The following is a 24,911-nucleotide window of genomic DNA, read 5'->3' on the forward strand; positions in this document are numbered from 1 at the left end:
AATCCGGGCCAGGGTATCAGTCGCGCAACTGCCCAGGACGGTTTCGACAGCAAAGCCTCCACGCACGGCCAGATATGCCCGGCTGCCGGCCTCTGCCGCCCCGACCGTCAAGCGGTCCCCGTGCGCCAGCGCCAGCGCTTGATAGGCAGGCACCGGCCAGCTGCGCCCGCTGCGATCGGATAAGCGTAATGACGCCTGCGCCCCGGCCAGCGCCACGACCAGCTCGCCGCGGCTCTCTATTTCAAAACCCCCAGGCACCAGTTCTATGCATGCGCTGCCCGGCGCGTTACCAACCAGCCGGTTCGCTTCGCGCAGCGCCGCCTGGTCCAGCGCCCCCGAGGCGGCCACGCCCTGATGCGCCCACCCCGGACGGCCCGCGTCCTGAAACAAAGCCAGCAAACCCGTCTGACGCACCACGCAAGCCAGGCTGGCTGCGCCGTGAGTGGCAGGCGTCATAGGCATATCAGGCGCCGCGGATTTCACAGGGTGCGCCCCCGGCGACACGCCCGCCGCCGCAACGAAGCGCACCCGCATGCCGGGCTGCAACAAGGCCGGCGCATCACGCGTGCTGTCCCACATTGGCACATCCGTCACGCCGATAATCTGCCAGCCGCCGGGGCTATCCTGGGGATACACGCCGCTGAAGCGGCCTGCCAGCCCGACTGCGCCTGCCGGCACCCGCGTGCGCGGCGTGGCGCGGCGCGGCACATCGAAGACCGGGTCGCCGCCGGCCAGATAGGCAAAGCCCGGCGCAAAACCGGTAAAGGCAACCTGGTATTCGCTGCCGGTGTGGCGCCGTATCACTTCTTCACGCGCCAGCCCTAGCCGTTGCGCCACTTCTTCCAGATCTTCGCCGTCATAACGCACGGGGATTTCCACCAGACGCCCCGGCTTTTGCCCCCCCTGCGCCAGCGGCATGGCCGCAATACGCGCCGCCAAGTCCTCACGCCTTATCCGCGCCGGATGAAAACGCACCAGCAGAGTCGAGGCAGCGGGCACAACTTCTTCTACCTCCGGGATGGCGGCGGCCTGCACCGCCTCTAACATTGCCAGGGTTTGCGCCAAGTCTGTTAATTCGACCAGAAAGGCGTGTGAATTGACCGGAAGAAATCGCAAAAGCTGCTCCTATCTCGATACGGATACCGCCGACTCAGACGAAAGATTGCAAGACCACGCCCGCCTTTTGCAGCGTCTCGCGCACCGCTCGCGCCATGCCCACGGCATCGGGGCTATCGCCATGCACGCAAATGGAATCCGCCTCTATTCTGGCAAAGCTGCCGTCCACCGCTTCGATCCGCCCCTCTTCCGCCAGACGCAGCATACGGCGCGCGACGAGCGCCGGGTCGTGCAAAACCGCGCCGGGCTCCCGGCGCGGCAATAGTGTGCCTTGCGGCGTGTAAGCGCGGTCAGCAAACGCTTCGGCGACAGTGCGCAGGCCTGCTTGCGCCGCCCAGGCAGCCAATGGCGAGCCCGCCAGCACCACCAGAGCGAGACTGGCGTCGATGGCCTTGATAGCGGCAATCACGGCCTGCGCCTGGCGCGCATCATGGGCGATCGTGTTATAGAGCGCGCCATGCGGTTTGACGTAGCGTACCTCCGCCCCAGCCGCCCGCGCCAGCCCCTGCAACGCGCCAATCTGATAAATCACGCCCGCCGTCAGGTCTGCGCTGGCGACATCCATATTGCGGCGGCCAAAACCGATCAGATCCGGGTAGGCCACATGGGCCCCCACGGCAACGCCGCGCTGACGCGCCGCAGTCAGGGTTTCCAGCATACCGGCGGGGTCGCCCGCATGATAGCCACAGGCAATGTTGGCGCTGGTCACAATGTCGAGCATGGCCGCATCGTCACCCATTTTCCAGGCTCCCAGGCTTTCGCCGAGATCGCTATTGAGGTCTATGGTTTTCATTCCATGGTTTCCTTGATGACGGCCGCGGTGACAGCCATGATGGATCATAGCTGAGCAGTGCAATGCCGGCGCAGGCAAAGACGCAGACGCCCCCGGCCGCCCGGCCCGGCGCAGGCTTGATCTCTCCTGGCCGCTGTTGTATTTTGATAACCAGCATTGATAATAAGTTTCATTTTCTATAGCATGAAGAGCTTCGGCAGAAGACTCTGGCCTGCCCAGCCAGCTGAACGCCTGCCCCCTATCGCCCTGTTCCATAAGCCATTGCACCACCATGTCGCGCCAGGCTCCCGCCGACCATAGCACCATCGAATACCTCTATCGCTCCCATTATGGCGAGCTGCTTCGCTGGCTGGCACGCAAACTTGGCAACTCCAGCCAGGCAACCGATCTGGCGCAGGACACATTTCTGCGTATGCTGTCGCGGCATCAGGCCCAGCCCCTGGAGGGCCAGGCGCTCAAGGAGCCGCGCGCCTATCTCAAGACCATCGCCAATGGCCTGGTCGTTGACTTCTGGCGCCGCCAGACGCTGGAGCGCGCCTACCTTGACGCGCTGGCGCAACAACCCGAGCCGCTGGCGCTGTCCCCCGAAGAACACGCCGTCATTCTGGAAACCCTGCAGCAGCTCTCCCGCCTGATTGAAGCTATGAAACCCAAGGTGCGCAGCGCTTTTCTGATGGCGCAGCTCGATGGCATGAGTTATGCCGAAATTGCCAGCCAAATGGGGATTTCGGTGCGGACGGTGGAACGCTATATGGCTGATGCGCTATTTCATTGCCATCGCCTGATGCAGGCAGACCCCGCCGCCGACTGATTACCCGCCCGCTACTGCCATGCCCAGCGCCTCCGAAAAACTCGAAAAGCAAGCCATTCTCTGGCTGGTGCGCCTGCAGTCCCAGCCTGGGGACAGCAGTCTGCAACAGGCCTGTATGAGCTGGCGCCAGCGCCACCCTACGCACGAGTGCGCCTGGCAAGCCGTGCAATCCTCCTACAGCCAGTTGCGCCAGCATGTGCAGCAGGTGCCTGCCGGGCTGCCCGTCAGCCCGGCGACTTTGCTGCACCGCTCCGCCACCCGGCTCTCGCGGCGCCGGGCCCTCGGACAATTTGGCAGCCTGCTCCTGCTGGCTGCCCCGGCTGCCTGGATGGTGCATGAATACACGCCATGGCAGCGCCTGCGCGCCGACCATTACACCCCCTTAGGCCAACACGCTTCGCTGACTCTCGATGACGGCTCGTCGCTGCAGCTCAATACCGACAGCGCTGTCCGTTTGCGCTTCGGCCCGGACGAACGGCTGATTCTGCTGGACCGGGGCGAAATCAGTCTGAATAGCCTGGGCGCCCAGCCCGGCACGGGCCGCCAGCCGCTGCAAATCGCCACGCGGGACGGCCGCCTGGATGCGACAGGCAGCCATTTTTCCGTGCGCCAGCGGGCCGACGGCACACATGTCCATACGGCCACTGGATCGGTTCCCATGCAAGGCCGTCATATGCCCTTGCCCGTCACCGCTTCCGCGGGCAGCGACTACCTGCTGACCCCCAGCCGCGCCCGCCCTGTCGCCGCGCCCGGCATGGATATGATGGCCTGGACCGAAGGCCAGCTGGTGGCGCAGGATATGCCGCTGGCTGATTTTCTTGAGGAAGTCGGGCGCTATCGCCCTGGCCGCCTGGATTGGGCCCCGGAAATCGCTGCTCTGAGGATTTCCGGCACCTATCAGCTGCGCGATACCGATACGCTGCTGGCCTTGCTGCCGCGAGTCCTGCCCGTGGAAATCAGTCAGCGCACCCGGTACTGGACCACCGTGCAAGCCCGCGCCTGAGCCGCCAGCGGCTGCTGTCTGTTCCTGCCTTCCCACGCTCGCCTGCCCACGCTCGCCCTCCCGCTCCTGCCGTCCCCTCTCCTTCCCCCCGTCAGCACCAGCCCATTGCGGGACAGAAATAGAAATAACAATAAATCGCGTCAAAATTTCTGTCGGGTTTTCCGTTTTCATCCGGCATAGAGGAAAAGACTCTCATTTCTGGATCTTGCCGCTATGCCCTTGCCCTCTTCCGGCCGGCCGCCAGCCGTGCCTGCCGCTGCGCCGCTGCGCCACCCGTTCAGCGCTCGCCCCCGCATCCTTGGCCTATGTCCGCCCCTGGCGCTGGCTGCAGCCCTGCTGCTCGCCTATCCGCCGCAACCGGTACAGGCGCAGGGACAAAACAGCGCCAATAGCGTACAAACCTATCATCTTGCCCCTGGCCCCCTGGCCGAGCGCCTGAACCAGTTTGCCCGCCAATCCGGCCTGAATCTCTCGTTTACGCCGGAACAGGTGCAGGGCCTGAGCTCGCGCGGCCTGGAAGGCAGCTACACCGTGCGCGCCGGACTGGATCAGCTGCTGTCGGGCACAGGCCTGGCGGCCCGCGCCGGCAGCACCGGGTACACCCTGGAAGCCGCCCCCGCCAGCCGGGACGGCATCTTCCAATTCAATGAGATCGAAGTTCAGGGCGCCGCGCCTGACGAAGACAAAGACCTGCCCTTCCGCAGCGCCAGCTCGATGAAAGTGCTGACGCGCGACGATATCGAATTGTTCCGCGGTACCTCGGTCGGCGATATTTTCCAGGGCATTCCAGGGGTTCTGATCGGCGAAAACCGCAACTCCGGCGGTCTGGACGTCAACATCCGGGGCATGCAGGGCCAGGGCCGAGTGCCGGTGCTGGTGGATGGCGCGCGCCAGGAAACCACGGTTTACCGCGGTTATTCAGGCGTATCTTCGCGCAGCTATATCGACCCTGACCTGATCGGCGGCATCCTGATCGAAAAAGGCCCGACCCTGTCCGCGGGCGGCGAAGGCGCGACGGGCGGCCTGGTCAGCGCGCGCACCATCGGCGCTGACGACATTCTGCGCGACGGGCGCACCTTCGGCATTCGCGTGCGCGGCCAAATGATAGGCAACAACAGCGGTTCGGCCCCGGAACCAGGCACGCCGTCCGGCTACTTCCTGCGCGGCGGCGGTGTGGATAACGGCGCCTGGCGCATCAATTGCTCCAGCCCGGAGGTCTGCAACGAAGCCCGGCCCGGCGGCGGCTCTTATGCCATCCCGAAGCGTTTTGCTTCCGATGAAGGCATGGACCGGCCTGACTGGTACAAGCCCAAAAGCTGGGCGGGCAGTATTGCGCTGGCACAGCGTTTCGAGGCCATCGACCTGGTGGCTGCCTATGCCCGGCGCGAACAGGGCAACTACTATGCAGGCACCCACGGCCCTACGCCTTATGTCGATTTCTCTGACCGGCGCCAACTTCCTTTCTATACGGAAGTCCGCCCCGAACTGCAGGGCGCGACGCGTTTTCGTGGCGGCGAACGCATTGCCAATACCAACTTCAAAAGCGAATCCACGCTGGTCAAGGCCAAGCTGCTGCTGCCCGCCGACCACGACCTGGAGCTGAGCTGGCTGCGTTATGACAGCACTTACGGTGAGCTGATGCCATCGCAGTTGCTCTGGACCAATGACATTGCCCAGACCAACAACAGCCATGTCACGGCCAATACCTATACCAGCCGCTACCGCTGGACGCCGGCAGACAATACCTGGTTCGACGTCAAGGCCAACCTGTGGCATACCAACACCAAGAGCAATAACGACCTGTATGCCGTCTCCGGCGATTTCGCCAGCGGCATAACGACAGAATCCAGCAACGTCACAGAACGCTACAAGCGCACCGGCTTTGATCTCAGCAATACCTCGCGCTTCGACGTCTGGGGCATGCCGGAATGGCGCTATGGTTTCTCGCTGCAACGCGAAACCGTCGGCCCGGACGGCAGCTCCGGCAACGGCTCGGACATCTTCGGCGCGGACGGCGATGCGCGCGCCGGGGAACGGCGTGAGTACAACCTGTTCACCGCCATCAAATGGGAAGTGCTGCCGACGCTGACGCTGGATGCCGGCCTGCGCTACAGCCGCTACAAATCCGAGGACCACAAAGCGCAGACGCCCTCGGCCAATAGCACCTGGTGCGAAGCCGTTGACGCATTCGGCAAATGCCTGCCGGTGTTCTACAGCAGCCGCAACAGCGGTTCCACGCCGCTGGCCAGCCTGACCTGGGAACCCGCCGACGGCCTGCAGATGTATTTGCGCTACGCCGAAGCCATCCGCATGCCCAGCCTGTTCGAGAACACCAGCGGTTTCTCCGTCGCCCCCACCATAGGCGCAGACCTCAAGCCCGAGCATGCCTATAACCGCGAAATCGGCGTGAACCTGCTGCGTGATGCGGTCTTCACCAACACCGACAAACTGCGCGTCAAGCTGGCCTACTTCAGCAACACGACCTCGGACTACCTGACGCGTACCGTCAGCTATGGCTGGGAAGACACCGACAGCCGCAATGTCTTCCGCATGCGCAATATCGACAAAGTCAGCGTGCGCGGCGCCGAATTGTCCGTGGAATATGACGCTGGCGTATTCTTCTTCGAAGCAGCTGGCACGCGCTACAACCACATCGCGGTCTGCGAGCATGCGTCCTACCGGCGCTATGACTGCACCGACTACGGTTTGGCCAACAGCTATGTGACGAACATGATCCCGCCGCGCTGGCATGCTTCGTCGCGCATCGGCACCCGTCTGTTGGACCGCCGCCTGATGCTGGGCGTGCGCGGCACCTTCATGGGGCAGCGCAACATGCCCACCGCCTTCGACGATACGCGCAACGGTTTCTTGCGCCCCGTGCCATGGCACTCCTACCGGATTTTCGATGTCTTCGCCACCTATCGCGTCAACGACAACATCAGCGTGGACTTCAACATCGACAACATCACCGACCGCTATTACCTGGATGCGCTGAGCCTGGGCCTGGTACCCGCGCCTGGCCGCACCGCCAGGCTGGGCGTCACCCTGCAATTCTGATTCTGATCACTAGGCCCTCCCGAGGAACCCCTTATGAAACTCAATATCCGCAATCTCGCGCTTAGCCTAGGCGCTGCACTGGTGCTGGCTGCCTGCGGCGGCGGCAACGGCGCCTCCGACGACTGGACCGAAGACAACACTTCGACCGCCACCCCTGTCGCCAATGCCGGCAGCGCCAAATCGGTCGCCCTCGGCACGACCGTCACCCTCAATGGCAGCGGCAGCACGGCCGCCTCCAGCTACACGTGGACGATGGTCAGCAAGCCGGCAGGCAGCCAGGCAACCCTGGACAAAGCCAATACCGCGACCCCCAGCTTCACCGCCGATGTGGCCGGACGCTATGAGTTCGACCTGGTCGTCAGCAACGGCTCAGCCAGCAGCAACCACAGCCGCGTCGTCATTACCGCAGGCAGCACGGAACCCATCGCAGCCGGACCGACCGATACGGTCAATGCGCTGATCAACGGCTGGGCGCAACTCGATGGCAGCGATAGCACGCCGCCAGCCGGCGGTGATGAGCAGGGCATGGCCTATCTCTGGACCGTCAGTGACCCCAACGGCGACTCCGTCCAGCTCTACGACGCCTATTCGGCCAAGCCCGGCTTCACGCCTACCCTCCCTGGCGTGTATCTGGCCCGGCTGGTTGTCACCTATGGCCGCAAGACCAGCAACGAGTTTGTGATCTCCGTGCATGCGACGCAGGCCAATACCCAGCCTGTGGCCATGGCAGGCGGCCCCTATAGCAGCCATACCGGCCAGACGATCAAACTGGATGCCTCCGACAGTTATGACGCCGATGGCGATACGCTGCAATACAGCTGGCGCCTGTCGCCTTATCTCGGCAACACGCCGAAAACCGCGTATGCCAATGTCAAACTGGAAAACGCCGACACGAAAACGCCCAGCTTTTCGGCCGATCTGGCCGGCAGCTACAACCTGGATCTCTACGTTTTCGACGGCACGCGCCGCAGCACCGCCGCACGCGCTACCGTGAACGTGGCCAGCCCGGAAGGTGAAGCCAATACGCCGCCCGTTGCGGTCCTGCGCGACTACTATCCGCTTAACGAAGCAGAATTGCTCAGCGCCAGCGGCACCAGCTCTGCCTACATTTACTTCTTCAGCGATTCCTATGACAAGAACGGCGATGCCCTGACCCACAAATGGGAATGGGGCGATACACCGGCAGGTTTCAGCCGTCCTGACCTCAGCACCTATACCGGCCGCACCACCTTGAGTTTCCGCCCGACCACGACCGGGGACGCGACAGGCAAGCCGGTCGATGGCTACTACACCATGTACCTGACCGTCAACGACGGCAAGGCAGACAGCCAGCGCACCTCGCAGACAGTCCACGTGCGCACCGGTGCCAACCGCCGCCCGCAGGCCGTGGTGAGCGCCGACACAGGCAGCGTCATGGCCGGTATTGAGGCCTGGTTCGACGGCACCAAGAGCAGCGACCCCGATGACGGCACCTATGGCATGAAGTATCAATGGCGCTGGTCCATGAAGCCCGCCAATAGCAAGGCCGAACTGAAGCACGCCAATGAGGCGCGCGCCAGTTTCATCCCTGATGTGGCAGGCGCCTATGAGGCCGAACTGATCGTTTATGACAGCGCTGGCACACCCAGCCGCGCGTCGGAGTGGACGGACTATCCGAAGACGGCGACGGTCATGGTCAAGGCCAAGAACAATCCTCCTGTGGCGCGTTTCATCGGCATCACACCGGGAGAGTTTGACGACAATGAAGGCATCTACCGCTATACCCTCATCACTAACGGCACCAAGGCGCAGAATGGCCTGAGCTGCGACTTCACCAACCTGGAAGCCTCCAGCCTGGGCTGGGGCCATACCAAGCGCATGGGCGATGTCGAAAACCTGATCCTGCAGGCAGCCGCGCTGGATCCCGATGGCGATCAGCTGTATTACCGCCTGTCTATCGACCAGCCCGCCGGCAGTCAATTCCAGTCTTCGTTCAGTAATGCGGTCGAAGGCAACCGCATGGCCCTGAAGCTTTGCAATATTGACGTCCCGGGAGACTATAAATTCACCCTGCAAGTGTCTGACGGCTCGGAATTGACCGAAGTCCAGCGCCTGATCGTGCGGGTCGAACCCGCGCCTGCCAATGCCACTGCCCTCACGCTCGACACCCTGCGCGTCAAAGAAGATTCCGGTTATACGGAAATCATCGGAGAGCAGGACAGCAATCAATTCAATACGGTCTATCGTATTGATGGCCGGCAATCTGCGCTCCAGCTGGGCACGGCCAGCGGCGATATGGCGAACCGGCAGATGCTCTACGAACGCTATAAAAATGGCGGCACGGTGAAGTACATGCGCCTGAGCGCCATCGGCAAGGATTACCGGCTGGCCGATGTCTCCGCAAACGTGACCAAGTTCTTCCCCAGCGACGGCAAAACGCCTGCCAAGCACAGCAGCGACTTTGAAAACGCCGCCAGCTATCAGCCGCGCATCGAAGGCCTGCCGGATGTCGTCAAAGCGGGAGAGTCGGTCGTCTTCAAGGTGATTCTGCCGCCCATGCCGCCGCAACGCACCAGCAAACCCGACTTCTGGGCGAGCGATATGAATTTCGATATCTACACTTTCCAGATGTCGTTCTCTATCCCTGAGATTACGCAGACCGTCGGGCACAACACTCAGATCTATGTGCCGCTGCAAGGCTGGAACTGGGGGAAATAAACGCAGCCGCCCGGCAAGGGAAACGGCAGCGCCGCTTTCCCTTGTGGATAGATCATGAAAACGAGGCGGCCAGCAGAGTGTCCACAACTTCTGTGAATAACCCTGTTGGCAGCCCCCTTTCGATGAAAAAAAGGCTGTAATTTCAATCATCTGAAATTCCCTGCTCAAAAAAGACACAGTTCTGTCCCAGACTGTGTTTTTTTTCTTGCGGCGCATCATTTCCAGGAAAAAAGACTGTTTATAAAAACAGGCTTTGAAAATGGCGGCCGGAAATTGTGGATATCTTGCCGCCCGCTTGCGCGGCGCATGTCCCCCGCGCGGCGTTTTCCGGCTTTACACACATACATTGTGAACAACCCTGGGAACATCCTTTGGGCATTCCAGGAACATCCAGAAAACACGCGGCTTTCCGGGCAGCGAGCAAAAATTGCTCAGCACTATCCGCTCATCTGCCCCAAACACCCGCGCCCGCCGCATACAATTTGAGATAAATTCCCCTGCCCCATTTCCTTGCCTTGCGGCGGCAGCAGGATTAGAAAGCAGTCATGCCAGCCCATTCATCCCCTATTGCTACCTTGCCCCTGGCTTTACTTGCCACTGGCAAGGCTTTGCCCGGCCAGCGCATTACTGCGACAGAACTCGACCTCAAACTCGGGCGCCCTGCCGGCTACACCCTGGCCCAATCTGGCATTCAATCCCGCCATCTTGCGGATACCCAGGACGACCAAGCCTGGCTGGCGGCGCAGGCATTGCAGGATGCCTTGCGCCAAGGCGGCATCCCGCCTGCCTCCATAGACCTGCTCATCAGCGCCAGCGCCATTCCTGTCCAGGCGCTGCCATGTTCAGCCGCGCATGTGCTGGCCCAGGCAAACCTGCCCGCCGGCACCCCCGGTTTTGATATCAATGCCAGCTGCGTCGGTTTTATTACGGCGCTGCATACCGCCGCCGCCTTGCTTGGCAGCGGCGCCTACCGGCGTATTGCCATCGTCTGCGCCGACCTCGCCTCGCGCGGTGTCAATTGGCAGGATCCCAAGTCTTCCCTGATTTTTGGTGACGGCGCCGCATGCGTCATCGTCGAAAAGGGTAACGGTATGCAACGGCTGCTGGGTTTTCGCCAGCACACGCACCCCCGCCATAGCGCGCTTTGCGAAATCCGCGCTGGCGGCACCCGCCGCAACCCGCGCAGCGGCATGAATGATGCCGACTTCCTGTTTCAGATGCAGGGCACCCGGCTGTTTCGCCAGACAGCGCCGCTGATGCAAACGCTGCTGGCGGACTTGCTGTCCGATACCGGCCTCACGCTCGACGACATCGCCCTGGTCATTCCCCACCAGGCCAGCCACCTCGGCATGTCCCATATGCGCGAACGCCTGGGGATTGCCAGCAGCAAGCTGGTCGATATCTATGCCACGCACGGCAATCAGGTGGCCGCCTCGCTACCGACGGCATTGCATGAAGCGCATCTGGCCGGACGTTTGCCGCAAGGCGAACCGGCGGCGCTGATCGGCACAGGCGCCGGCCTGACGCTAGCCGCTCTGGCGTGGCTGCTATGAACCTTGCGCAGAGCCAGACCCTGACGCCGCCTGCCCTGCCCCCAGGCACCCGCGTGCTGGTCACTGGCGCGACCAGCGGCCTGGGCCGCAATGCCGTCCAGTGGCTGCATGAAAATGGCCACCACCCCATCGCCACCGGGCGTAATGCCGCGAGCGGCGCCGCGCTGTCCGCCCTAGGCATCCCGTTTCATGCCTGCGACCTGACACTGGCGGGCGCCCATGAACTGGACACCCTGCTTGCCACCGCCGATGCCGTCTGGCATTGCGCCGCGCTCTCTTCTCCCTGGGGGCCAGCGCAGGATTTCCAGCGCATCAATGTGACTGCCACCGCCGCCCTGGCGCAAGCCGCCATCCGGGCCGGCGTGCCGCGCTTTATCCACATTTCCACGCCTTCCCTGTATTTCGACTTCCAGCACCGCCATGATGTCCCCGAAGATTTTCTCGCCCGCCGCTATGCCAATGACTATGCGCGCAGCAAACACGCCGCCGAACAAGCGCTGGCTGCTTTGTCCGCCGCCGGCAGCGCGACCCGCTTCACGCTGCTGCGGCCGCGTGCGATCTTCGGCCCGCATGACCGGGTGCTGCTGCCGCGCCTGCTGGCGCAATTGAAGGGCGCCACAGCCGGCGCGCTGAAACTGCCGCGCGGCGGCGCGGCGCTGCTGGATATGACTTATGTCGGCAATGTCGTGCATGCCATGATGCTGGCCACAGCCCAACCCGCGCTGGCCAATGGCCGCATTTACAACATCAGCAACCATGAGCCGGTACGGCTGGCCGACATCCTGCGCGAGCTGCTGGTTCAGGAACTGGGCCTGAAGATCACGCTGCAAGCCGTTCCGTATCCGCTGCTCGCTGCCGCAGCCGGCGCCATGGAGGCAGCGGCCCGCTTGAGCGGACGAGAACCCATGCTGACGCGCTATAGCGTCGGTGCCGTGAACTTCGATATGACACGGAGCCAGACCCGGGCGCGCGCCGAACTTGGCTACGAGCCGCCCACCCGCCTGGCGGATGGCGTCCGCCAGACGGCCCGCTGGCTGCAAACGCATGCGCCAGACAGGACGCGCCATGGCTGAATTGCATACCTACATTGCCGGCTATTGCACCCATCCGGCCTGCATGGCATTGCGGGGCGCCGGACTGCGCATCTGCCGCTTTCCGGCACGCGCCTGGCGCATCCGCACGCAACGGCGCCAGTGGATCTGGGACACCGGTTATGCCAGCCATTTCCAGACGCAAACGCGCCGCGGGCTGATCAGCCTGTACCGGCGGGTCACGCCAGTGCATTTCACAGCGGAAGATGCCCTGGCGCATCAATTACGCCAGGAAGGAATCAACCCGCATGAACTGGACGGCATCCTGCTGTCGCATTTTCATGGTGATCACATTGCCGGACTGCGCGATTTTCCGTCACTGCCCATTTATTGTTCCGGCGCCGGCTGGGCCGCTACCCGGCCTTTGCGCGGCTGGCAGGCCTTGCGCCAGGCCTTTGTGCCGGGGCTGATTCCCGACGACTTCGAACAGCGGCTGCGCCCGGTGGAAACCCTGCCCGGCGTTGCGCTGCCAGACGAATTGCACCCCTTCGAGCAAGGCTGGCCCTTACCGGACTCGGACGGCGAAGTGTTCATCGTCCCTTTGCCCGGCCATGCCGCCGGGCATCTGGGCGCGTTTGTCCATACGGAAAGCGGCTGGACACTGCTGGCCAGCGACGCCGCCTGGGCGCCCGCCAGCTACCGTGACGGCACGCCGCCCTCACGGCTGGCCCATCTGGTGCTGCATGATGTTCCCGCCTATTACCGCACGCTGCGGCAACTGGCGGAACTGCACCGCAACGGGCGGGTGCGCATCTTGCTCAGCCATGAGGGGGACATCTGAGATGAGCCGCGCCTGGGATACCCTCGCCACCCTCTGGCATTACCAGCGCACACGCCACCTGCGCTTTGACAGCCGCGCTGCCCTGCAAGCGCACCAGGAACGCCAGCTATTGCGCTTCCAGCATGACACGCTGCCGCACAGCGCCTATTTCCGGCCTTTTATCGGCCTGCCGCTGTCACAGTGGCCCTTGATGGACAAGGCCTTGATGATGGCTGAGTTCGACCAGATGAACACGGCCGGCCTCAAGCGCGACGAATTGCTGGCCTGCGCCCTGCAAGCCGAACACAGCCGGGATTTTTCCCGGCTGGCTGGCCATTTCAGCCCCGGTCTGTCCTCCGGCACCTCGGGCAGGCGCGGCTTATTTGTTGCCAGCCCGGCCGAACGGCGCCTCTGGGCAGGCGCCATCCTGGCCCGCCTGCTGCCTCGCGGCTTGCTCGCGGGCGAGCGGGTGGCGCTATTCCTGCGCGCGGACAATTCCCTGTATCAGGGCGTGAACAGCCGCTGGCTGACACTGGAATTTTTTGATCTGTTCGCGCCCCTGGCGGAACAATATGACCGGCTGAGCGCCTACCGCCCCAGTATTATCGTTGCCCCCGCCCAGGTATTGTCCGCGCTGACGCAAGCCATGGACGCAGGGCAGTTGCGCATGGCGCCGCATATGGTGGTGTCCGTTGCCGAAGTGCTGGAACCGCAGGAACGTGATGCCCTGCGCCAGCGCTTCCCCCGGGTGGCCGAGGTCTATCAGGCCACGGAAGGTTTTCTGGGCGCCACCTGCAAGCATGGCGCCTTGCACCTGAATGAAGAGTTCATTCATGTCGAACCCGAATGGCTGGACGAACGGCGCTTCCTGCCCATCATTACCGACTTCACGCGCCGCACCCAGCCCATCGTGCGCTATCGCCTGGACGATATTCTGACACTGCGCGACACCCCCTGCCCCTGCGGCCGCGTCACCCTGGCGCTCTCGGCCATCGAAGGGCGCCATGACGACCAATTGCAGCTTCCTGGCCGCGCGGGCGGCAGCGTGACCTTGTTTGCCGATCTGTGCAGCCGCGCCCTGGCGCTCTCCCTGCCGCTGCATGCCGATTACCGCCTCTGGCAACAGGGCGAAGGCTCGCTCAGCCTGCATGCGGATTGCCCGCCTGAGGCCCTGCAACGCTCACAGATAGCCCTTCAGGCACTGTTTGAACGCCATGGGGTGGATCTCGCACGCCTGCGCTGGACGCTGCACAACACCGTACCGCCACAGGCGCCGCACGAAAAACGCCGCCGCATCCGCCGTCTGCCTGGCACACCGGCCATGGCCTCAACGGAGCGGCCATGAACCGGCGCACGTTCCCCGGCCGGCAACTGGCGCCCCTCTCTCCGGCAGCCGCCTGGCCGGGCCGCCGCCTGCCGCTGCTGGGCCGCAGGGGCCCGCACTGGCTCCCGTTGCGGCTCTGGCTGATGCTGATCGGCTGGGGCGCCATCGGACTGGCTTACGGCAGCGCCCACTGGCTGCAAGGCCCGGGCCGCATGCTGCCTGAGCTGCTGCCGGACCGCCTGTTGCCCTTCCACCCGCTGGCGGTCTGGCCCTATCTGTCCATGTTTATCCTGGTGCCGCTGGCGTATCTGCGCTGCCCGCCACAACGCCAGTATGCGCTGGCCGCCGCGATGCAGTGCTGCGCGCTGCTGGCCTGGGTCTGCTTCATGCTGTTCCCTACCACGCTGGCCTCCTATCCGGCCGCCGACCCTGGCACGCTTTCCGGCTGGCTGCTCAGCGGCCTGATGCAGCTGGATTCACCCCAGAATTGCCTGCCTTCCTTGCATGCCGCCCTGACCCTGCTCAGCGTCTATGCCCTGCGCCGCTGCGGCGCCGGGCCGCGCGCGCGCCTCTCCAATCTGTTGTTATGGGTCTGGGCGGCGCTCATTGCCTTATCCATCATCGTGCTGCGGCGCCACCTCTTCATTGACCTGCTGAGCGGCCTGCTCCTGGGGCAGCTCGCGGCACACTATTGCGGCCTGGCCGGCAAGCGCGCCAGCGCCAGCAACAGCACTAGCCCCAGCACCGCCATGCCCGCGCCTGCGGCCCATGGCGCTGCCGCACCGACTTCCCGGGAGACCCTCTCTTGAATGCCCTGGCCTTGCCCATCGCCTTCATGCTGTTCATCGTTTTGGCCGAAGCCTGCTGGCTCCACTGGCAACGGCATTCCGAACATGACTGGCGCGATACCATTTTCAACCTCAACTCCGGGCATATCGTGCTGTGGCTGTTCCGCGGCGTGGAAGTCGCCCTGTTCGGCTGGATTGCCGCGCATGCCAGCCTGAACGGCTTCACCCGTATGCCGGTCGCGCTGCAATGGGCGGCCGGCATCCTGGCCTGGGACTTCTGCTTTTACTGGCTGCACCGCCTGCATCACCGCTACCGGCTGCTCTGGGCAGTGCATGTCGTGCATCACCAAGGGGAAAAATTCAATCTGTCGCTGGGCGTGCGCAATTCCTGGTATTCGTCGCTGACCTCCATCCCCTTCTTTCTGATCCTGGCCGTGGCAGGAATGCCGGTGGAGATGTTTGTCGCCGTTTCCACGCTGCACTATTCGATCCAGCTGTTCAATCACAATGCGGTCACCCCAAAGCTGGGCTGGCTGGAATATGTGCTGGTCACGCCCGGCCACCACCGCGTCCACCATGGCACTCATGCCCGCTATATCGACAAAAATTTCGGCGGCAGCTTCATTTTCTGGGACAAGCTGTTCGGTACCTTCGAACGTGTCCACCCCGATGCCCCGCTGAGCTATGGCGTCACCGGCATGGCAGCATCGGAGAACCCGTGGCGTGCCAGCAATGCGCCGCTGCTGCGCTATGCCGGTCTCAAAACAGCCAGCGCTGCCCCTGCCGGCAGGCCCGCCGCCCCCGCCTGGCTGGTCGGCAGCGGCGGCGTGTTGCTGTTTCTGGTCGTTATCGCCTATGTCTGGCTGGAAGGACAATGGCCGGTGTGGTGGCAACAAGCTGCCCTGTTCCTGCTGCTGGCCGCAGGCACGGTGGCCCTGGGCGGCCTGTCGGAAGGCAGGCGCTGGGGCAGCGGCTGCTGGTTTGTCATCTGCCTGCTGGTTCCGGCAGCACTGGCCGGTGCCGCCCGGCACGGCCTGCCCGGGCAATGGCTCGCCTGGCTGGCGCTATCGCTTCCCCTGGCTGCGCATGGCGGACTGGCGCTCTTGCAAACCCGCCGCGCACGCCCGCCCGCGCCCTCTCTGCGCAAAAAGGCGCAAGCCGCCACCCCGACCTGAACCCGGCGCGCTCAGCGCGCTGGGTGCAGGCGGCGCAGCCAGACCACCGCCACCAGCCAGGCTGCCGCCATCAAGGCAACCAGCACCGAAAATGGCCAGGTCGGGGAAATCTCATACAAGGTCGTGCTGGCAATGGGCGCGATGATCGCGCCGGTTCCCTGGGCCGCGGCGATCAAGCCCGCGACAGCGCCCTGATGCTCGCGATCCACGCTGACGGAAGCGCCTGACATGAACCCCGGGAAAATCATGCCTGCCCCGCAGCCAATGAAAATGTAAGCCAGGTAATACATGGCCATGCTGTGCGTTGCCAGCAGCACCAGCAGCCCGCCCCCGACCAGCGCCGCGCCGACGGCAACCAGCCGCCGCGGCTGCCAGCGCAGCAAACGTATCTGCACCACCTGCGTCAGCATCAGCGTCACGCCCACCAGGGTCAGCGCGCCAGCCAGCACGCGCGCCGTGCTGGCCGTCGTCAGCCCCAGCCTGTCCTGGAAATAAAAGCCTGCGCTGATTTGCAGCGTCACAATGCACAGTATGTTGATCAGGCAAATCAGCAGCCAGGGCAACACTCGCGGATCCAGCGGGCTCAGCCGCGGGGCGGCAGCCTGATGGCGCGGCGGCGCCGCCGGCAGAACACGCCGTACCACAAACCAGGCCAGCAACGGCAGCACTGTCGCCAGCACCATGGGCCAGATCAAGCCGAAAATGGCCAGTGTGCCGGCCAGCGCCGGCCCCAGTACCATCCCCACGCCATTGGCCGCACCGATAACCGCCATGCCGCTGCTGCGCTCTTCCGGCGTGGTGATATCTGCCATATAGGATTGCGCCCCCGTGGGCACCGCCGGCAGGAACATGCCGACGAAAGCCCGGCCCGCCAGCAGCAGCGCAAACAGCGTCATCCCCCCTATCACGCCATAGAGGCCCAGACCGATGATCAGGGTATAAACCAGATAGCTGACGCACAGGCCGGCAAACCCGGCCAGAATGACGGCCTTGCGGCCCTTGGTGTCGCTGCGGCGCCCCCACCACGCGCCGCACAGCGCCATCACGACCGAACCGACCGATACCATCCAGCCGCCCTGACTTTCGCTCAATCCCAGCTCCCGGATCAAGGGCGCCAGGATGGGAAGGATGATGGTGACCCCCAGCGTGGACAGACTGACGCTCAGGAAGATGGTCAGGCGCACCTTGCGCTTGTCCGGCATTGCACTGGCGCTGGCTTGTGCCGCGTCCGATGAATTCATGATGCACCTTGTTGACATAAACAATACTTATTCCCGGCCAGATTCTAGACCGGAAGCGGTGCCTCCTGCGGCCAGCGCAAAATTCCGTATCAGAATTGATTCAGCGGCAATTTCAAATAGCGCACCCCGTTGTCTTCGGGTTCCGGCAAACGCCCGGCCCGGACATTGACCTGCACCGATGGCAGGATCAGCTTGGGCATGGCCAGCGTACGGTCGCGCGCTGTGCGCATCTGCACGAATTCGGCCTCGCTCACGCCGTCATGCGCATGGATGTTGCCCGCACGCTGCGCCGCAACCGTGGTGACCCAACGGGGCGCCGCGCCTTCTGCCGGATAATCATGGCAAAGGTGCAGGCGCGTCTCGGGCGGCAAAGAGAGCACACGCCGAATGGAACGGAACAGGGCGGCCGCGTCGCCTCCGGGGAAATCACACCGTGCCGTCCCATAATCCGGCATGAACAGCGTATCCCCCACAAAGGCATCCGGCCCGATGACATAAGTCAGGCAAGCCGGCGTATGGCCAGGCGTATGCATGACGCGCACCGTCAATTGCCCCAACTGGAAACTTTCCCCGTCTTCAAACAGCCTATCGAATTCCCGGCCATCCGTGGACAAGTCATCCAGGTGATAAATGCCCTTGAAGACGCGCTGCACATCCTGGATATGGCTGCCTATCCCGATTTCCCCTCCCGCCTGAGCCTTCAGATACGGCGCAGCGGAAAGATGGTCCGCATGGGCATGGGTTTCCAGCAGCCACTGCAATGTCCAGCCCCGCTCGCGCAAGACTTGCAGGACATGATCTGCGTTCTGGTGTGAAATCCTGCCGGCTGCGGCATCAAAATCAAGCACGCTGTCGATGACGGCCGCCTGATTGCTGGCAGGATCCGCCACGATATGCGTCACCGTCGAGGTCGCCGTGTCATAAAAGGACTCAATGATTGCGCGGTTCATTAACCACCTCTTAATTACCACCAGTAATAACAGAAAAAACTTATGATGCAATGATAATCCGTTTGCCTGCGCCTTGAAAGCACCGGCACCGCCGCACAAACCGAGCGCTCCTGCCTCGCGCAGCCTTTGCATGGCCTGCCCCCGCAGCCTCCGCCCCGGCCTGCGCAGGCAGACTGCCTGACCGCCAGGCCCATCCAATACGCTTTATGCGGGCCGCGGCCATTCCCGTGGCATTTTCAGAATGCAAGGAAAATATTATCCCCGCCACCGCACTAACGACTCAAAAGTCGGTATAAAATCCAGGGACGGTTGAAACTGCCTGTCATAGATTCGGGCCATGCTACACATCATGTGCCCAAGCCTGTTGCCTGGCGTGTTTCACACTATGTTTTGAGTCATGATTTCACGTCATGTTCCAAATCATGTTTCAAGCCGTGCGTTGAGCTTTATTGCGGACGGGTGTTGCTAGCCGTATTGCGAGCCATATTGCCAGCCGTATTGCGCAAGCCCTTCCGTTGATTCCATGAGCCCTGAATACAGAAGCTAGCCAGGTCTTCCGTTTTCTTTTTGTGCCATTCCGCCATGTCCACCACCACTCCTCCCGCGACAGATCGCCCTTGCACACCCAGGGTCTGCTTTCTGCATCTGACTCAGGCAGTGGTCTTTGTCATGCTGCTCACCGCATCCAGTGCCTGGAGCATTCGCACCCTGCTGTATCAAACCGCGCGCTGGAGTGAACCGGCGGCATTCGCCATCGCGGTTTGCGCAACCCTGTGCGTCATCTGGTTATTTGCCGGCAAAATCCGGCGCGCCATGCTGCTCTGGCTGGTCTGCGCCGCCACCTTCCTGGCCTGGTATCACTTTCTGCCGGTATCTTTGTTGAGCCAATCCTGGGCCTGAGTCCGCCCCACTGGCGCTGGCATCAGCGCTGACTTCATGCCTGGGCCGGTTCAATCCTGCCCGGGCTTGTCACCCAGCAACGGCCGCAAGCTATCCAGCATCAATTGTCTATGTGCGGTGCGGATCGCATTCAACTCAAGCTTGCAATCAGAATCGGCATAGATCAATTGCCATATCGCGCAGTACAACGCCGGCGAAAAAGCAATCGCAAAGCAATCCGTCAATGCGCTGGCGCGCAGGCTGCCATTGGCGGTGCACTCATTGATGATGCACTGCTGCTCTTCGAGGTGGCGCAACAAGTCATTGCGCCACTTTTGCATGAGTTGCGGCACGCGCCCGCTTTCTGAAATCACCAGCCGCAATACTGTCTGTGCCTTGGGGTCGGTAATGGTGCAATAGATCTCATCCATATACTCATCGACCACCTGCTCCAGCGAACGGCCATCCTGGCGCCGCCAGACCTCATTGGGAAAGTCCGGCGCCAGCAGCGTTTCCAGCAAGGCTTCAAAAATCGCTTCCTTGCCTGAAAAGTGCGCGTACAGACCCGCCTTGGACATGCCCACGCGCCGCGCAATATTTTCCATGCGCGCCGCGCCAAAGCCATGATCGGAGAACTCAACCAGGGCAGCGTCGAGAATCTGCTCTATCCGTACGGCAGGCGACAGCCTGACGCGCTTGCGCGGGTGTTCATCGGTGGATTGGGTCATGACGGACTACATTCCCTGGACAGCGAGACAACATGGCCCTCAATTATACGGTGAGCGCTGTTCCACCCAGTTACAAAGCGGGTGAAAGTTATGCACAACAAGGGAGTTACCCACAATCGCTGTGAATAAACCTGTTGGCAGCTGGGGGATATACGGGAAAACACCAATTCTTACAAAGCCTTGTCATTCTTTGGGCAGAAACAGCGCAATTCCGCTCGAATCCAGACGCTCAGGCTGCCCATTCCGCCTGGCGCCCAGGCCCTGCCATGGCGGGCTGCCTGGCTGGCCCTTCCGTTCAGTCAGAAAACCTGAGCCGGAAACCTGAGCCGAAAACCTCACCCAGGAGGCCGCCGCCATGACCGGCAGCCTTAGCCTCTTCCCCGTCTGGCCCCTGGCCGTTCCCCTGCCGCATAGTTACCCACAACAAATGTGAATAAGCATGTTGGCACTTATGGGACAGAGAAAATTTCATTAGCCAATTCAATGACATGAAACACATTGATCAATCATTGACCAGAGGGGCTATATCCCGGCGTCAAAGGCCGATGAACGCGGTATTTGCCCCTGTTTCCTCGCCCTGCCCCGCCCGCGTCATGCCGATTTCCCCGCTTGCCCCCGGCTTTCAGGCCCAGGCCGCGTCTTACCCACAGCAACTGTGAATAAGCCTGTTGGTACACCTGGGAAACACAGACAAATACCTTAAAAATCAAAACCCTGCAAGAGAATGCGCAATTATTGACCAAACCGGCAGGATAAGCTGGCCCGCCCTGCCTCTACGCCTGCCGCCCGATCCGCTGCGCCGCTCAGGTATCAGAACCCGCTGCCGCTTGAGGGCGGCTCGCAACTTGCTGTGCTGCTGCTCTGTGCCTGTGCCTGTGCCTGTGCCTGTGCCTGTGCCTGTGCCTGTGCCCAACAGTCTAGGCCATCGCAGAAAGAAGCCCCCCCCAGGCCCAGAATTCCGGCGCTCCGCGCCTGCCCCCTCAGGGCAGCATCGCAGGGCACCCCTCACGCCTTCGCACTGCCGCCCACAACACGGGCGCATCATTCGCTGCGCGCAGACGAAAAAAGGCCCAGTCCTATGGACTGGGCCTTTTCATTTTGGTGCCGGTGAGAAGAGTCGAACTCCCGACCTTCGCATTACGAATGCGCTGCTCTACCAACTGAGCTACACCGGCGAAACCTGTACTGCAATAAGAATTAAATTATAGCATGTAAATTCAAATGCAATACAAATCCTGCGCAAGAAAAATGATCACAGGTCGCGTGCCAGGCTGACGGCCATGCCAAGGTAGCTGCGCGGCGTCATGGCCAACAGACGGGCCTTGGGTTCTTCCGGCAATGCCAGGCCAGTGATGAACTCGCGCAGGGCTTCCTGCGTAATGCCCTTGCCGCGCGTCAGCGCCTTGAGCTGTTCATACGGCTGCGGCAGGCCATAGCGGCGCATGACGGTTTGAACCGGCTCGGCCAGCACTTCCCAGCAGGCGTCGATATCGGCGTCGATGGCAGCGGCATTCACTTCCAGCTTGTCCAGGCCGCGCAGGCAGGCGTCATAGGCCACCAGCGCATAACCAAACGCCACGCCCAGGTTACGCAAGACCGTCGAGTCCGTCAGGTCACGCTGCCAGCGCGAGACTGGCAGCTTTTCCGACAGGTGGCGCAGCATGGCATTGGCCAGACCGATATTGCCTTCGGAGTTTTCAAAGTCGATGGGATTGACCTTGTGCGGCATGGTCGAAGAACCCACTTCGCCTTCTTTCAGACGCTGCTTGAAGTAGCCCAGCGAGACATAGCCCCAGATATCGCGGTCCAGATCCAGAATGATCGTATTGGCGCGCGCCACGGCATCAAACAGTTCGGCCATCCAGTCATGCGGTTCGATCTGGATGGTATGGCGGTTCTGCGTCAGGCCCAGGCCGCCCAGCACGCCAGCGCTAAACGCGGGCCATGCGATTTCCGGGTAGGCGGAGTAATGCGCGTTGTAGTTGCCCGTGGCGCCATTGAGCTTGGCCAGCGGCTGCACCTTGGCGATATTGTCGATGGCGCGGCGCAGGCGGGCTGCGACGTTGGCAAACTCCTTGCCCAGCGTGGTCGGGCTGGCTGGCTGGCCATGGGTGCGTGCCAGCAAAGGCTGTTCCGCATGCGTATCGGCCATCCCCGCGAGCTTGGCATAGACTTTTTCCAGAGCGGGCAGCAGCACTTGCTCGCGCGCGCGGATCAGCATCAGCGCATGCGATGTATTGTTGATGTCTTCCGAGGTACAAGCGAAGTGGATGAATTCGGCAGCGCGGTCGAGTTCCGCATCCCCGGCAACCTGTTCTTTCAGCCAGTACTCCACCGCTTTCACATCATGGTTGGTGGTGCGTTCGATGGCCTTGATGCGTGCGGCATCGGCTTCGCTGAAGTTCTCCACCAGCGCCAGCAGACGCTGGCGGGCCTGTTCGGAGAAACGCGGCAGTTCGGGCAGGCCGGCTTCGGACAGGCCGATCAGCCAGGCAATCTCAACTTCCACCCGGTGGGCCATGAAGCCGGCTTCGGACAACAGGCCACGCAGGGCATCACCCCGGCCGGCATAGCGCCCGTCAAGTGGCGACAAGGCATTGAGGGAACTGATCTGATCGGCGATTTGCATGATTTCTGACAAAAAAACAACAATTTGCGAAGACTTGGATTCTAGCATCCAGAATCCCCCCACGCCCGGGCTACACTCCTCTGGAGCCGCTTGACGGCATGATTTCCCTGTATCGGTCGCTTGCCGCATACAGTCGGCCCGGGCACATTATTCCTTGTTCCGGATCGCAGACAGGTTTCCGCCGATAGCACCGGCACCTGCCCCCGCCATGACACGATGGCCCCGCTCCGGAAACATGATGTCTTGGTGCGGTACGTCCTGTGGATAATTTCACTGGGATATACTGCCACCGCCTTTGCCTGATGATGTTGCTTTCATGAAACTGCTAGGTTCGCTGAATAATCCCTTCGTACGTAAAGTACGGATTGTCCTCGCCGAAAAAAAACTGAACGTTCAACTGGACGTTGAAGAAGCCGTTCCCGGCACCCTTTCAGTGCGAACCCATAACCCCTTGGGCAAGACACCTTGCCTGGTCATGGAAGACGACGCTTCGCTGTACGATTCGCGTGTCATCGTCGAATACCTGGATACCCTTTCGCCTGTCGGCCGCCTGATTCCGCCCTCCGGGCGCGAGCGCGCAGCCGCCAAGGGCTGGGAAGCCCTGGCAGACGGTTTGCTGGATGCCTGCGTGGCCATTCTGGCGGAGCGCAAGCGGCCCGACGCGCAGCGCAGCCGCGATCTCATTGCCGCGCAGTTCGAAACCGTGCATGCCGCCCTCGCGGCCATGGATCAGCAACTGGGCGAACAGCTGTTCTGCATGGGCGTCAATTTCAGCCTGGCGGATATTGCCGTCGGTTGCGCCTTGTGCCATCTGGATAGCGACTTCCAGGAGCTGGATTGGCGCACGGCCCATGCCAATCTGGTGCGCCTGCACGAGAAACTGCTCGCCCGCCCCTCGTTTGCCGACACCCAGCCCTGATACAGGCAGATCCCCACTCTTGCTGGCACGCCTGCCCTGACAACAGGGGCATGGCGCCAGGCAGATAAGAAAATGGCATGCCGGTTTTTCACTGGCATGCCATTTTTTGATTTCAGGCCCGGCCCGGGAAGGATCCACCTGTTTGCTTGGCCAACCCGCCCAGCCTCGAGCAGACCGGACGCTCATTACCCGCCCGGCACCACGGGCTTACAGAATGATGCCCCCGCCCAGGCAAACCTCATCCTGGTAGAGCACCGCTGATTGCCCCGGCGTCACTGCCCACTGCGCATCATCAAAGGTCAGCGTAAAGCCGCCCGCGCCATCCGCCTGCAGCGTGCAGGCGGCGTCCTGCTGGCGGTAGCGTGTCTTGGCCGTATAGCGCCCTGGCGCTGGCGGCTCGCCCGCCACCCAGCTGGCATCCTGGGCCTGCAAGGTATGGCTCAACAACCAGGGGTGATCATGGCCTTGCACGGCGTACAGCACATTGCTTTGCAAGTCTTTGCGGGCCGCATACCAGGCCTGCGCCGTGCCATCTTCGTTCTGATGCCCTTTGACGCCGCCTATGCCCAGGCCCTTGCGCTGCCCCAGCGTATGAAATGCCAGGCCTTGATGCGTGCCCAGACGCTGGCCTTCCGGTGTCAGGATAGGGCCGGGCTGAGTGGGCAGATAGCGGTTGAGGAAGTCGCGGAAAGGCCGTTCACCGATAAAACAGATGCCGGTGGAATCCTTTTTGGCCGCATTGGGCAATTGCAGTTCGGCTGCGATGCGGCGCACGTCGGTCTTGGGAATTTCCCCCAGAGGAAACAGAACTTGCGACAACTGTTCCTGGCTCAGGCGGTGCAGAAAATAGCTCTGATCCTTGCTGCCATCGAGCGCCTTGAGCAATTCGCTGCGCACGCCCCCGCCCGCCGGCACACGGCGCACCCTGGCATAGTGCCCGGTGGCAATCCAGTCCGCCCCCAGGCTCATGGCATGATCCAGAAAGGCGCGGAATTTGATTTCCGCATTGCACAGGACATCAGGATTGGGCGTGCGGCCTGCCGAATATTCGCGCAGGAATTCGGCAAACACGCGATCTTTATACTCGGCGGCAAAATTCACCGCTTCGATATCGACACCGACCAGATCGGCCACACTGGCCGCATCCAGCCAATCCTGACGGCTGGAGCAATACTCGGAGTCATCGTCATCCTCCCAGTTCTTCATGAACAGGCCGACCACCTCGTAGCCCTGCTGTTTGAGCAGCCAGGCGGAAACAGAGGAATCGACGCCGCCGGACATGCCGATCACGACACGGCCGCGGGAAGGAGCGGAAGAAGAAGCAGACATGGAATTCGCAGTGCGGTGGCGCGGCATGCCGCGCCGCCGTCTATGACAGTGAAATGCCTTGGTCAGGC

General features: G+C 62.4%; 19 protein-coding genes and 1 tRNA gene. 12 read left to right on the forward strand and 8 right to left on the reverse strand.

The window, feature by feature from the left end; genetic code table 11:
* Together ACTJGZ_RS08525 and ACTJGZ_RS08530 are read right to left on the reverse strand one after the other, a co-directional pair.
* On the reverse strand, nt 1-1,116 hold a 1,116-nt coding region (locus ACTJGZ_RS08525; RefSeq protein WP_441662508.1), incomplete at its 3' end, for a carboxyltransferase domain-containing protein.
* Nucleotides 1,117-1,150: 34 nt separating this feature from the next.
* On the reverse strand, nt 1,151-1,909 hold the full coding sequence (locus tag ACTJGZ_RS08530; protein WP_441662509.1) for a LamB/YcsF family protein: 759 nt from the start codon (nt 1,907-1,909) through the stop codon (nt 1,151-1,153).
* Nucleotides 1,910-2,180: 271 nt separating this feature from the next.
* Here ACTJGZ_RS08530 and ACTJGZ_RS08535 point away from each other — a divergent pair, with 271 nt between their 5' ends.
* The 10 genes from ACTJGZ_RS08535 (at nt 2,181) to ACTJGZ_RS08580 (ending at nt 16,168) form a co-directional block, all read left to right on the forward strand.
* Nucleotides 2,181-2,720: a sigma-70 family RNA polymerase sigma factor gene (locus ACTJGZ_RS08535; RefSeq protein WP_441662510.1), complete on the forward strand. Its 540-nt coding sequence runs from the start codon at nt 2,181-2,183 to the stop codon at nt 2,718-2,720.
* Nucleotides 2,721-2,739: 19 nt separating this feature from the next.
* A complete protein-coding gene (locus ACTJGZ_RS08540) occupies nt 2,740-3,723 on the forward strand; it encodes a FecR domain-containing protein (RefSeq protein ID WP_441662511.1) in 984 nt (327 codons plus the stop codon).
* Nucleotides 3,724-3,936: 213 nt separating this feature from the next.
* The gene (locus ACTJGZ_RS08545; RefSeq protein WP_441662512.1) at nt 3,937-6,780 is read left to right on the forward strand and encodes a TonB-dependent receptor domain-containing protein; all 2,844 of its coding nucleotides are present in this window, start codon (nt 3,937-3,939) and stop codon (nt 6,778-6,780) included.
* A 33-nt stretch (nt 6,781-6,813) separates the two neighbouring features.
* The gene (locus tag ACTJGZ_RS08550) at nt 6,814-9,477 is read left to right on the forward strand and encodes a PKD domain-containing protein (protein ID WP_441662513.1); all 2,664 of its coding nucleotides are present in this window, start codon (nt 6,814-6,816) and stop codon (nt 9,475-9,477) included.
* Between the two features lie 545 nt (nt 9,478-10,022).
* A complete protein-coding gene (locus ACTJGZ_RS08555; protein ID WP_441662514.1) occupies nt 10,023-11,030 on the forward strand; it encodes a 3-oxoacyl-[acyl-carrier-protein] synthase III C-terminal domain-containing protein in 1,008 nt (335 codons plus the stop codon).
* Nucleotides 11,027-12,103, forward strand: coding sequence for an NAD-dependent epimerase/dehydratase family protein (locus ACTJGZ_RS08560; protein ID WP_441662515.1), 1,077 nt, complete (start codon nt 11,027-11,029; stop codon nt 12,101-12,103). Before ACTJGZ_RS08555 ends, ACTJGZ_RS08560 begins: the two co-directional genes overlap by 4 nt.
* A complete protein-coding gene (locus ACTJGZ_RS08565) occupies nt 12,096-12,902 on the forward strand; it encodes an MBL fold metallo-hydrolase (protein WP_441662516.1) in 807 nt (268 codons plus the stop codon). The genes ACTJGZ_RS08560 and ACTJGZ_RS08565 overlap by 8 nt, the downstream gene beginning before the upstream one ends.
* A gap of 1 nt (nt 12,903) precedes the next feature.
* Nucleotides 12,904-14,226, forward strand: coding sequence for a F390 synthetase-related protein (locus tag ACTJGZ_RS08570; protein ID WP_441662517.1), 1,323 nt, complete (start codon nt 12,904-12,906; stop codon nt 14,224-14,226).
* Nucleotides 14,223-15,014: a phosphatase PAP2 family protein gene (locus tag ACTJGZ_RS08575; RefSeq protein ID WP_441662518.1), complete on the forward strand. Its 792-nt coding sequence runs from the start codon at nt 14,223-14,225 to the stop codon at nt 15,012-15,014. Before ACTJGZ_RS08570 ends, ACTJGZ_RS08575 begins: the two co-directional genes overlap by 4 nt.
* Nucleotides 15,011-16,168, forward strand: coding sequence for a sterol desaturase family protein (locus ACTJGZ_RS08580; RefSeq protein ID WP_441662519.1), 1,158 nt, complete (start codon nt 15,011-15,013; stop codon nt 16,166-16,168). The genes ACTJGZ_RS08575 and ACTJGZ_RS08580 overlap by 4 nt, the downstream gene beginning before the upstream one ends.
* An 11-nt stretch (nt 16,169-16,179) precedes the next feature.
* On the opposite strand, the gene ACTJGZ_RS08585 is transcribed toward ACTJGZ_RS08580, so the two are convergent.
* Together ACTJGZ_RS08585 and ACTJGZ_RS08590 are read right to left on the reverse strand one after the other, a co-directional pair.
* Nucleotides 16,180-17,409, reverse strand: a complete 1,230-nt coding sequence (locus tag ACTJGZ_RS08585; RefSeq protein WP_441662520.1) for an MFS transporter — start codon at nt 17,407-17,409, stop codon at nt 16,180-16,182.
* Between the two features lie 89 nt (nt 17,410-17,498).
* Entirely contained in the window at nt 17,499-18,359 is an 861-nt protein-coding gene (locus ACTJGZ_RS08590) for an MBL fold metallo-hydrolase (protein ID WP_441662521.1), read from the reverse strand.
* Nucleotides 18,360-18,941: 582 nt separating this feature from the next.
* Between ACTJGZ_RS08590 and ACTJGZ_RS08595 the strand changes: the two genes are divergently transcribed.
* Nucleotides 18,942-19,259, forward strand: a complete 318-nt coding sequence (locus ACTJGZ_RS08595) for a hypothetical protein (RefSeq protein ID WP_441662522.1) — start codon at nt 18,942-18,944, stop codon at nt 19,257-19,259.
* 50 nt (nt 19,260-19,309) lie between these two features.
* Here the strand turns inward: ACTJGZ_RS08595 and ACTJGZ_RS08600 are convergent, their stop codons facing one another.
* The 3 genes from ACTJGZ_RS08600 to purB all read right to left on the reverse strand — a co-directional run bounded on the left by ACTJGZ_RS08600 (nt 19,310) and on the right by purB (nt 22,595).
* Complete coding sequence (locus ACTJGZ_RS08600) at nt 19,310-19,966, reverse strand: TetR/AcrR family transcriptional regulator (protein WP_441662523.1); 657 nt, start codon at nt 19,964-19,966, stop codon at nt 19,310-19,312.
* Nucleotides 19,967-21,065: 1,099 nt separating this feature from the next.
* Nucleotides 21,066-21,141, reverse strand: a tRNA-Thr gene (locus tag ACTJGZ_RS08605).
* 77 nt (nt 21,142-21,218) lie between these two features.
* Nucleotides 21,219-22,595: an adenylosuccinate lyase gene (purB, locus tag ACTJGZ_RS08610; protein WP_441662524.1), complete on the reverse strand. Its 1,377-nt coding sequence runs from the start codon at nt 22,593-22,595 to the stop codon at nt 21,219-21,221.
* Nucleotides 22,596-22,911: 316 nt separating this feature from the next.
* Between purB and ACTJGZ_RS08615 the strand changes: the two genes are divergently transcribed.
* Nucleotides 22,912-23,514: a glutathione S-transferase family protein gene (locus ACTJGZ_RS08615; RefSeq protein ID WP_441662525.1), complete on the forward strand. Its 603-nt coding sequence runs from the start codon at nt 22,912-22,914 to the stop codon at nt 23,512-23,514.
* 207 nt (nt 23,515-23,721) lie between these two features.
* On the opposite strand, the gene mnmA is transcribed toward ACTJGZ_RS08615, so the two are convergent.
* Nucleotides 23,722-24,843: a tRNA 2-thiouridine(34) synthase MnmA gene (gene mnmA, locus ACTJGZ_RS08620; protein ID WP_441662526.1), complete on the reverse strand. Its 1,122-nt coding sequence runs from the start codon at nt 24,841-24,843 to the stop codon at nt 23,722-23,724.
* Nucleotides 24,844-24,911 lie beyond the last annotated feature (68 nt).

Origin of the sequence: Kerstersia sp. (assembly GCF_052103615.1) — a bacterium.
Classification (GTDB): Bacteria; Pseudomonadota; Gammaproteobacteria; order Burkholderiales; family Burkholderiaceae_B; genus Kerstersia.

What these genes read in the sequence shown, in the direction of transcription:
- ACTJGZ_RS08615 (WP_441662525.1), top strand. Translation starts at nt 22,912, where the DNA reads ATGAAACTGCTAGGTTCGCTGAATAATCCCTTCGTACGTAAAGTACGG.
- ACTJGZ_RS08560 (WP_441662515.1), top strand. Translation starts at nt 11,027, where the DNA reads ATGAACCTTGCGCAGAGCCAGACCCTGACGCCGCCTGCCCTGCCCCCA.
- ACTJGZ_RS08590 (WP_441662521.1), bottom strand. Translation starts at nt 18,359, where the DNA reads ATGAACCGCGCAATCATTGAGTCCTTTTATGACACGGCGACCTCGACG.
- ACTJGZ_RS08585 (WP_441662520.1), bottom strand. Translation starts at nt 17,409, where the DNA reads ATGAATTCATCGGACGCGGCACAAGCCAGCGCCAGTGCAATGCCGGAC.
- ACTJGZ_RS08565 (WP_441662516.1), top strand. Translation starts at nt 12,096, where the DNA reads ATGGCTGAATTGCATACCTACATTGCCGGCTATTGCACCCATCCGGCC.
- ACTJGZ_RS08595 (WP_441662522.1), top strand. Translation starts at nt 18,942, where the DNA reads ATGTCCACCACCACTCCTCCCGCGACAGATCGCCCTTGCACACCCAGG.
- ACTJGZ_RS08530 (WP_441662509.1), bottom strand. Translation starts at nt 1,909, where the DNA reads ATGAAAACCATAGACCTCAATAGCGATCTCGGCGAAAGCCTGGGAGCC.
- ACTJGZ_RS08545 (WP_441662512.1), top strand. Translation starts at nt 3,937, where the DNA reads ATGCCCTTGCCCTCTTCCGGCCGGCCGCCAGCCGTGCCTGCCGCTGCG.
- ACTJGZ_RS08570 (WP_441662517.1), top strand. Translation starts at nt 12,904, where the DNA reads ATGAGCCGCGCCTGGGATACCCTCGCCACCCTCTGGCATTACCAGCGC.
- ACTJGZ_RS08535 (WP_441662510.1), top strand. Translation starts at nt 2,181, where the DNA reads ATGTCGCGCCAGGCTCCCGCCGACCATAGCACCATCGAATACCTCTAT.
- ACTJGZ_RS08600 (WP_441662523.1), bottom strand. Translation starts at nt 19,966, where the DNA reads ATGACCCAATCCACCGATGAACACCCGCGCAAGCGCGTCAGGCTGTCG.
- ACTJGZ_RS08555 (WP_441662514.1), top strand. Translation starts at nt 10,023, where the DNA reads ATGCCAGCCCATTCATCCCCTATTGCTACCTTGCCCCTGGCTTTACTT.
- ACTJGZ_RS08575 (WP_441662518.1), top strand. Translation starts at nt 14,223, where the DNA reads ATGAACCGGCGCACGTTCCCCGGCCGGCAACTGGCGCCCCTCTCTCCG.
- ACTJGZ_RS08540 (WP_441662511.1), top strand. Translation starts at nt 2,740, where the DNA reads ATGCCCAGCGCCTCCGAAAAACTCGAAAAGCAAGCCATTCTCTGGCTG.
- purB (WP_441662524.1), bottom strand. Translation starts at nt 22,595, where the DNA reads ATGCAAATCGCCGATCAGATCAGTTCCCTCAATGCCTTGTCGCCACTT.
- ACTJGZ_RS08550 (WP_441662513.1), top strand. Translation starts at nt 6,814, where the DNA reads ATGAAACTCAATATCCGCAATCTCGCGCTTAGCCTAGGCGCTGCACTG.
- mnmA (WP_441662526.1), bottom strand. Translation starts at nt 24,843, where the DNA reads ATGTCTGCTTCTTCTTCCGCTCCTTCCCGCGGCCGTGTCGTGATCGGC.